Below are 2686 nucleotides of genomic sequence, written 5' to 3'. Positions count from 1 at the left end.
GCTCCAGCAGGGTGGTGGCGCTGCCGCGCGGGCTGTTCTCCCGCCCGACCCCCGAGCGCAGCCACTCGGCGGCGAAGTCGTCGGAGGCCGGCACCTCGCAGCCGGTGCGCCGCACCACCCGCGCGATCAGCGGGAAGAGGTCCCAGTTGAAGCCGGAGCCGCGCTTGGCGGCGAGCCGGCCCACCACCTCGATCTGCCACTCCTCCGGCTGGGCCTCGACGACCTCGGCCAGGGCGGGGTGGCGGGCCCAGGAACGGCCGTCGAAGTCCCGGGCGCCGATCCAGGCGGCCGCACCGGCCGGGCCGGGGTGGCAGCCGGCACCGGCCACCAGCAGGGCCTCCATCCGCCGGTTGGCCGGCTTCGACCACTCGCTGCGGTTCTCCCGGCGCAGCTCCTTGAGCGCCGGGACGCAGGAGCGCCGCTCGGCCGGAGCGAGCGCGGCGAGCAGCCCGGGCACCCGGCCCGCCCGGCCCTCGCGGACCGCCGTCAGCAGCGCCTCCACGGCGTCGGCCGCTGCCTCGGCGGCTGCCCCGGCGCCCGTCGTGGCCGGCGCCCCCGTCATGATCCCCGCGCTCGTCGTGCTCGTCGTGCTCATCGCGTTCCCTCCCGGTTTCCGCCGTCCTGGGCCCGCGCCTCGCGGACCATGCCGACCGCCAGCACGTGCTTGCACGGCCCGCGCCCGCCCCGGTACTTCGCCCACCAGAGGCAGGTGCAGCCGACCGCGCCCGCCGCCTCCGTCCGCACCCGCTGGATGTGGTCGTCCACCGTGACGACCGCCGTCGCGCCGCCCTCCTCCAGCCGGACGGCGCCGGCGGCGACCAGCGCGCGGGCGGCCTTCAGCCGGGGGTTGGCCGACTCCGCCCGCCCCTCCTGGTACGGGAGCCGGCGGTGGAAGTACGCGGCCTCGGCCACGTCGTAGCCGATCTGCCCGGACGTGCCGAGCCGGGCCAGCGCGGCCCGCACCCGGGCCGGGGTGAGACCGGCCTGCTCGGCGAGTTCGGCGACCTCGATCCTCGGCTCCCAGGCGAGCAGCGCCGCGACCAGGTCGGCGTCCGGTTCGGCGGTGTCGGTGGCCAGCGCCCCGAGGACGCCGCCCTCGCCGCTGAAGCCCCGGGAGGCGTCCGGCGAGAGGGTGAGGGTGAGCCGCATCCCGGGCAGCTCGACCTCCCAGGCGGAGGCCGTCGGGCCGTCCCCGACGACCGGCGGGCCGTAGATCCGCAGCGCCCGGGCGTGCCGCAACACCCGCTGCAGGGCGGCCAGCCGCTCCGGCCCCGGCAGGCAGACCGCGCCGGCCACCGGCCTGGTGGTCGGCCGCAGCGTCCGCCCGGCCAGGACCACCCACTGGACCGTCCTGGCCCCGGCCCGGCCCCCGCGGGGCAGCGAGCGGAGGAAGCGGACCGCCTCGGCGGCGGGCAGCTCGGCCCGCAGGTCGAAGCCGGCGGCCGTCACCTGGGTCTCGGCGAAGCCGCGCAGCCAGCGCTCGGGCAGCGGGACCTTCTTCTCGACGACCGGCCCGTCGAAGGTGGTGACCTCCAGCGCGTCCGGGCCGACGGCGAGGTGCAGCGGCTCGGCCGGAGCGATCCGGGTGAGTGCTTCTCGCAACGGATTGTTGACGTCGACATTGGTGGTGCCGTGGCCGATCGCGTCCCCGTCCAGGCCGGCGGCGAGCACGTCCAGGCGGGCGTAGACGCCGCAGCAGCCGGAGAAGGACTCGAACCGGAGCCGGTCCCCGTTGGCGGTGACCACCGGGTCGAGCGAGGCGCGCAGCAGCGGCTGGTAGTACCGGGCGGCGGCGACGTCGGCCACGGCGAGCAGCGCGGCGGCGGCCGGTGCCGGCTCGGCCAGGAAACCCGCGAAGAACCGCGGGTGGGCGGCGTCCCCCAGCGGGGTGGCGCCGCCGGACGTCTCCAGGGCGAGGCTCCGGCCGGCCGCGCCGTCGAGGACGGCGGACGGGCGCAAATAGGCGTACGCGTGTGCGGATTGCGACATGCCCGTAACGCTAGGTCAGGCCACTGACAATCGGCCGTCCCGGCCCCGGCGGCAGCCCGCCCACCGGTCCGCCGACCGCCCGCCGCGCCTCCGTCCGCCCTCCCCCGGAATCCGGCTAATGGAACACGTTCTAGCAAGCGTGTTCGCCCGGACGGGTTACCCACGTCACATCGGCGGGGCGCCCCGGTCTGCCACTATGGGCCCGTGACAGAGCTGACCGAACAGGACAGACGGGCGATCGACATGGTCGGACCGTTCGCCGATCTGCTGCGGATCGAGGCCCTCGACGAGAACACGTTCCGTGGCCGCTGCCACGCCGGGGCGCCGATGCGCGCGTTCGGCGGCCAGGTCGCCGCGCAGGCCCTGGTGGCGGCCGGGCGGACGATCGGGGCGGACCGCTCGGTGCACTCGCTGCACGGCTACTTCCTGATGCCCGGCGACCCGGGCCACCCGATCGAGTACCGGGTGGACCGGGTCCGCCAGGGCTCCTCCTACGCCACCCGGCGGGTGACGGCGGTCCAGCGGGGGGAGACCGTCTTCACCCTCTCGGCGTCCTTCAAGCGCCCCGAGCCGGCCGCCGACCGGCACCGCGAGATCCCCGCGCTGCCCGGCCCCGAGGAGCTGCCGGACGCCTTCTCGCTCTGGGACGACGAGGCCCGGGCGGCGCTGGTCGCCAGCGGCTTCGGCGCCCTGGAGC

2 protein-coding genes and 1 pseudogene are annotated in these 2686 nt (G+C 76.7%); 1 reads left to right on the top strand and 2 read right to left on the bottom strand.

Going from position 1 to position 2686, the window contains the following annotated elements:
* Together VR45_RS35260 and VR45_RS35255 are read right to left on the bottom strand one after the other, a co-directional pair.
* Positions 1 to 595: pseudogene (locus tag VR45_RS35260) on the bottom strand (hypothetical protein); the annotation flags it as partial.
* Complete coding sequence (locus VR45_RS35255) at positions 592 to 1989, bottom strand: SWIM zinc finger family protein (RefSeq protein WP_045943996.1); 1398 nt, start codon at positions 1987 to 1989, stop codon at positions 592 to 594. The pseudogene VR45_RS35260 and the gene VR45_RS35255, both read right to left, overlap by 4 nt.
* A gap of 204 nt (positions 1990 to 2193) precedes the next feature.
* Here VR45_RS35255 and VR45_RS35250 point away from each other — a divergent pair.
* Positions 2194 to 2686: acyl-CoA thioesterase domain-containing protein (locus VR45_RS35250; protein ID WP_045943998.1), on the top strand; the 493-nt coding region annotated here is incomplete at its 3' end.

The sequence above is a fragment of the Streptomyces sp. NRRL S-495 genome (assembly GCF_000966955.1).
GTDB lineage: Bacteria > Actinomycetota > Actinomycetes > Streptomycetales > Streptomycetaceae > Kitasatospora > Kitasatospora purpeofusca.
The sequence above is the reverse complement of the archived record's forward strand: the minus strand, read 5'-3'. Positions and strand labels throughout refer to the sequence as shown.